Origin of the sequence: Synechococcus sp. R70.1 (assembly GCF_047461675.1) — a bacterium.
GTDB lineage: Bacteria > Cyanobacteriota > Cyanobacteriia > Thermostichales > Thermostichaceae > Thermostichus.
The window spans coordinates 1-5,923 of the sequence record NZ_JANSHR010000019.1 but is presented as its reverse complement, the minus strand read 5'-3'; the positions used below and the strand labels follow the sequence as shown (position 1 = coordinate 5,923).

At 62.8% G+C, this 5,923-nt stretch carries 4 protein-coding genes; all 4 read right to left on the bottom strand.

The annotated features are described in order from the left end of the window. Window positions 1-84: 84 nt before the first annotated feature. The gene (locus tag NW807_RS02145; RefSeq protein WP_414425164.1) at window positions 85-1,182 is read right to left on the bottom strand and encodes a sensor histidine kinase; all 1,098 of its coding nucleotides are present in this window, start codon (window positions 1,180-1,182) and stop codon (window positions 85-87) included. Between the two features lie 272 nt (window positions 1,183-1,454). Continuing rightward, window positions 1,455-2,225: a DUF2993 domain-containing protein gene (locus tag NW807_RS02140; protein WP_414425163.1), complete on the bottom strand. Its 771-nt coding sequence runs from the start codon at window positions 2,223-2,225 to the stop codon at window positions 1,455-1,457. A 70-nt stretch (window positions 2,226-2,295) separates the two neighbouring features. Continuing rightward, window positions 2,296-4,311 carry a magnesium chelatase ATPase subunit D gene (gene bchD / locus NW807_RS02135; RefSeq protein WP_414425162.1) on the bottom strand — a complete coding sequence of 672 codons (2,016 nt, stop codon included), beginning with the start codon at window positions 4,309-4,311 and terminating at the stop codon, window positions 2,296-2,298. Window positions 4,312-4,416: 105 nt separating this feature from the next. Beyond that, complete coding sequence (locus NW807_RS02130; protein WP_414425161.1) at window positions 4,417-5,859, bottom strand: gamma-aminobutyraldehyde dehydrogenase; 1,443 nt, start codon at window positions 5,857-5,859, stop codon at window positions 4,417-4,419. Window positions 5,860-5,923: the final 64 nt, after the last annotated feature.

The following is a 5,923-nucleotide window of genomic DNA, read 5'->3' as shown; positions in this document are numbered from 1 at the left end:
GTATCGGGGCCGCCCTGTCGAGTAGTTGCAAGCGCTCCGCCCTGCTAATGCGAAGCGGGGGACTACCTCGGGCAAGGTTGGAGATCAGGGCAGCACCAGGGCCAGAGTCGTGCCTTGGGATCCCGTCTCCACCAGCCGCAGGTCTCCTCCGTGAGCCTCTAGGATGCGTTTGGCAATGTAGAGTCCCAGACCTCCCAAGCCAGTTGGATAGTGCTGACCGGCAATGGAAATGGTCTGGGCAATGTAGGGCTGGGCCAGATCTTCTAGGGGAGCTGGCAGGCCGGGTCCATCATCCCGCACCTGGATCTGGCGGGGGCCAACGGTCAGCACCACCGCGCGGCGGGCATAGCGCAGGGCATTGTCCACCAGATTCACCAGCGCCCGCTCCAGCTCGGCCTCATCGGCGTTGCCCCAGCCTTCTCCCTCCACGCCCAGGTCAATCCCCCGCTCTCGCGCCAGGGATCCCATGCGGTTGGCTACCCGCCGAGCCAGGGATCCGAGATCGCAGGGCCGGGGATGCAGGGCAATCTCCCCCCGCTCCAGGCGGTAGACCTCCACCATTTTTTGCACCAGCGCCAGGTTGCGTTGGTTTTCCTCCAGCATGCGATCCAGCAGGGCTAGCCGCTCCTGACGACTCAAGGGCAGCTCCTGCTTGAGGGCGCCTAGCAGATGCCCAAAGGCGATGAGGGGAGTCTTTAGATCGTGCACCAGAGTGGCGGTGAAGGCCTCTCGCTGTCTTTGATTGCTTTGAATCTGGCGCAGTAGGTGGGCAAGGGCTTGCCGCAGGATCAAAACCTCTTGAGGATCCCCTGGGCGGAGCAGCAAAGTCCAGCGGTCTGGCTGGTTAATCAAGGTTTCTAGGTGAGCTAGCTCGCGGGCCAGCAAGGTCAGGGGCCGCAAGAGCATGGAAGACAAGGCATAGCCCGCCAGCGCCGATAGCACCGCCAGCAAAGGGATCCACAGCAGCAGCAGGGCGGATCCCTCACTGCTGAGCTGCCTATCAGCCAGGATCCACGGCACCGACAGGATGAAAACCAGGTTGGGGACAAAGGAAAGGCTGGCAATGACCAGCGCCACCTGAGTGCGCAGGTTGTGGGGAAAGCGACGTCGCCAGAAGTATCTCAAGGGAGAAGGGGAGAGAGGTTTGCCTTGAATTAGGCCAGAGACGAGCAAACCGGTCAAGAGGGCTGGCAAAAGACATCCCCAAACTCCGGGAAAGCTTTCCAGGTCTCCTCAAGTTGCGCCAAGAGCTGTCTGGCTAGGCAGGCTTTTTGACCAAGCAGGGCAAGAGAACCAAAAACACCCCCGGGGTTTAAAGGCTAGAGCTTCGCGGGTCGAGGTGTGGGTTCAGAGGTCATGAAAAAACCCCTGGGTGTCTGTCCGTGTTTCGACCCCAGAGGCTTCTTCTCTTCACTCCTCACCGCCTTTGAGCGTACCCGCCCTCTGAAGGATTGTCAAGCATTTTCCCGCTGGGGTTGGCGAGTGGGAAAACGCACCAGGATGGCGCTGCCGGAGAGGATCATCTGCTGAGGCTGGAGGCACACCCGATCTACCTGCAGCTTGCTCCCTTGCAAGGCCAGTCGGTCCAAATCCAGGAGCGCATTCAGGTGGTCGACCAAAGCGCGGCTTAGGAGGCGCCCCTCTTCTGTATCGCCCTCAAAGAACGGATCGGCCAAGCAGATGCGGCGGCGCTCTATCACCTCAACGCGGGCGGAGAAGCCCACCCGAAAAACCCTGCTTTCTCCTTGCTGCACCTTGGCCCGCACTTGCAACCGCTGCTCGGGGGTGATGCGCACTTCTACCTGATGAAACGACAGGGGCTGGCCTTCCTGCCCCGCCTGAGCCAGCTTGTTCAGCACAAACGGGGTGTTGAAGGATTGCGCCAGATCCGCCTCGCTCAGCACCACCTGCATCCTAGCCTGCACCGGCTGGCGCAGTCTAATCCGCCCTTGCCAGACTTGGCTGAAATCGATGGCCACGGCATTGCAAAATAGCTCCAGAAGCGAAAGCCGCAGGCCGTTGTACATCTGCAAGTTCTGGCCCACCAGCTCGAAGCTGTCGATGCGCCCTTGCAGCAATTTGGCCATCGGCTCTGCTTGCACCCGTGCCTCCAGCCGCCCGGCTTGCTTAAAAAGGGCACGAATGGCAGCGCTCACCCCTCGGCTGACCCAGTCAGTGAGCATGGAATGGGGCAGAGAGAGCTCTGGCAGGAGTCCTGTGGCCATAGGGCAAGGTGAGGAGCGCCTACAGGGATCATAGCCAAGGCCATTAAGAAAAGTTACAAGCGCGGCTTCCCTAGGGAGAGCTACGTTCCTCTCGAAGGGCCGAGCGGGCTACGGCTGCAATCCTCTGGTCACTGGCCCGGGGGAGGTGGAAGTAGCGCCCGCCCGCCAGTTCCGCCAGCTCAGCGCCAAAGCCAGTTGCAGCGAAGCGGCTTTGCGAGTCGATTAAGAGCAACTTTAGCCCCAAGGCGCGGATGCGCAGGGCAATCTCTCGCAACTCTTGTTTGATGTCAACAGGCTCGCCCTCCCTCCGTCCCAGCGAGCGGCTGAGGGGAATGTTGGCCCGGCCATCGGTAAGGGCCACCAGCAGCACCTCTCCCACGTCGCCGCTGGCGCGGGCGTTCACCCCCAGGCGCACCGCTTGGGTGAGGGCATGGGCCAGGGGGGATCCCCCGCCACAGGGCAGGGATTCCAGGCGGCGGCGGGCCAGCTCAATGGAGCGGGTGGGGGGCAGCAACACTTCGGCGGTTTCCCCACGGAAGGCGATGAGGGCGACCTTGTCGCGGTTTTGGTAGGCCTCAGTCAGCAGGCGCAGGGCAGCGCCTTTGGCCGCTTGCATGCGGTTGAGGGCCATGGAGCCAGAGGCGTCCACCACGAAGATTACAAGGGCCCCGGCCTTGCGCACCAGTTTCTTGGCGCGGATGTCGCCAGGTTCCACAATAACGGTTCGCCCTGGCTGCCGCAGGCGGCGGCTTTTTTGGTGGGGAGCAGCAGCTCGCAGGGTGGCGTCGACGGCAATGCGGGGGTTGGCTCCCCGGGGCAGGATGGGCTTGACGTAGCGGCCCCGGTCGGTGCTGAACACCAGGCTGCGGGAGCCCGTTTTCCCCTGTTGGGTGAGGGACTGGGCAAAGGCCAAGAGGCGTGGGTCGAGGGCCACCTGCTCGGGATCGAAGAAAAACTCCTGCGGCAGGCTGGGGCTTTGCGGCTGGGGATCCGTCTCCTCTGGGTCGCTGTTGTCGGAGGAGCTGGGCGGGGGATCCGGCTGTTGGGATTGGGGTGGAGGGGGAGGTGGCGGATCGGGGTTATAGCGGGCCCGGGGCAGCAGCACCAGTTGCACGGCCTGTTGCAAATCCTCAGCCACCAGGCGATCCCGCCCCTCCAGAGCCGCCAGGGCGCAGGCAGCCCGCAGGGCAAACTGCTCCCCTCGATGCCCTTGGACGTTGCCGCGGAGGGCCTCTTGCACCAGGTAGTGGATCTGTTCCCGCTGCGGCTTAACCTGGGGCAGCCACTCCCGCGCCAGGAGGATGCGGGTGCGGATCTCTTCCAGTTCTGGCTGGTGCTTGGCTAAGAAGGGCTCGGGAGCATCGACAAATTGCGTTGCCCGCTGGACAATTTCCCCGCGTTCTTCCAGGCTCAGCTCCTGCCCCACCGGCACCACCAGCGCCAGGCGATCCAGCAGGTGGGGGCGCAGGGATCCCTCCTCGGGGTTGTAGGTGGCCACTAGAAGAGGCCGGCAGGGGTGCTGCAGGCTTAGCCCTTCCCGCTCCAGGCGGTTTACCCCGTCCCCCACCACTGCCAGCAGCAGGTTGACAATGGCCTCATCCAAGAGGTGGATGTCGTCTACGTAGAGCACGCCCCGGTGGGCGGCAGCCAAGAGCCCCGGCTGAAAAACCGTTTCCCCCTGCCTTACCGAGGCCTCCACATCTACCGATCCCAGCAGCCGATCCTCCGTCACCCCCAAAGGCACCTGGACAAAGGGAGGAGCTATCACCTGGGTAGGGGGCGTCGTTCCCTGGGGGTAGCGGGTCTTGGCCCAGTCCGACCACGTCTCGGGCCGTGCCGGATCGTCGTTGCAGTAGGAGCCGGCAATGACCTCAATGGGGGGTAGGAGGGCGTGAATGCCTCGGGCCAAGACGGACTTAGCTGTGCCGCGCGGCCCCACCAGCACCACCCCTCCCAAGCTGGGATCCACCGCCGCTAACAACAGAGCCAGCTTGGCGGTTTGCTGGCCGACTACGGCAGTGAGAGGGAAAGTGCGGGGAGGGGCTAGGGTTGCGGATCCTGGGGTTGAGAAGTAGGACGTGGCCATTGGCAACGGAGAACAGGGGGTGCGATACACCCAAGTCTATCGCTTGGAGGAGTTCCCCAAGGCATGGCCGACCGGCTGCCGCTAGCCTCTTCCTCGAACGAGATTTCAGCCAGTAGCAATCATCACATGCTTGGTCGCTTGATACTCTCGCACGGCCTCTGCCGAGAGATCCTTGCTAAAGCCCGATTGCTTGAAGCCGCCGTGGGGAGCCTCTGAGGCCATGGGCAGGTGGTCGTTAATCCAGACGGTGCCCGCTTCCAGCTCAGCGGCTAGTTTCAGGGCTCGTCCGATGTCCTGAGTCCACACAGAAGCCGCCAGCCCGTATAGGACGTCATTGCCCAGGCGTAGCGCTTCCTCGTCCTCGCGGAACGAGCTGAGGGTGAGGACTGGCCCAAAAACCTCGCTCTGCACAATCTCCGCTTTTTGATCGACATGGGTAATCACCGTGGGTTCGTAGAAGTATCCCCAATCCAGTAGGGAAGGGATCCGCCCGCCGGTCAGCACCTTAGCTCCCTCGGCTTTGGCCCGCTCCACGAATCCCATCACCCGCTCCCGCTGGGCTGCCGAGATCAAGGGCCCCATCTCCACTCCCGGCTCAAAGGGGGATCCCAGCTTGACGTTGCGCATGGCCTCGACAATGGCCTCTTGAAGCTGCGCCAGCTTGCTTTCGTGCACATAGACGCGGGTGGCTGCTGTGCAGTCCTGGCCGCTGTTGAAGGTGGCGGCAAAAGCAGCCTTGGCGGCCACCGTTTCCACGTCGGCATCTTCGAAAACCAAAAACGGGGCCTTGCCCCCCAGTTCCAGATGCACCCGCTTGAGGGTGTGGGCAGCCGTGCGCATCACCTGCTTGCCGGTGGCAGTGGAGCCAGTAAAGCTGACCATGCGCACCAGGGGATGCTCCACCAAGGCCTGACCCGTGGCATTGCCCCCAGTAACGATGTTAACCACGCCCGGCGGGATCCCGGCCTCGGCAATCAGTTCCGCCAGCTTCAGGGTGGTCAAGGGAGTAACAGGGGCGGGCTTGAGCACCACCGTACAGCCAGCTGCCAGCGCAGGGCCAAGTTTCCAGATGGCCATCAGCAGGGGGTAGTTCCAGGGGGTAATTTGCGCGCACACGCCCACCGGCTCTTTGCGAAAGAGCGAGGTGTAGCCCTTGGCATAGTCCCCGGCGCTGAGGCCATGGGCGTCGCGGGCGGCAGTGGCAAAGAAACGCAAGTTATCTACCGCAAAGGGCAGATCCGCCCCCAAACTGACGGCCTCGTAGGGCTTGCCAGTGTTTTCCGACTCCAGACGCGCCAGTTCGGCGGCGTGAGCTTCGAGGAGATCGGCCAGTTTCCAGAGGGCCAGGGATCGCTCGCTAGGGGTGAGTTTGGACCAGCGGCCATCGGAGAAAGCGGTGTGGGCAGCCTGCACGGCCCGATCCACATCAGCAGGGCTGGCGTCCACCACTTCTGCCAATTTCTCGCCAGTGGCCGGGTTTTCGATGACCATTAGGTCTCCCCCTTGGCTGTCGACCCATTGGCCATTGATCCAGAGTTTATGGGCCATGGCCGCTTCTCAACTGCTTGCTAGAAACATTTCTTCCCATTGTGCCGAATCTTGCCCAGCTTGG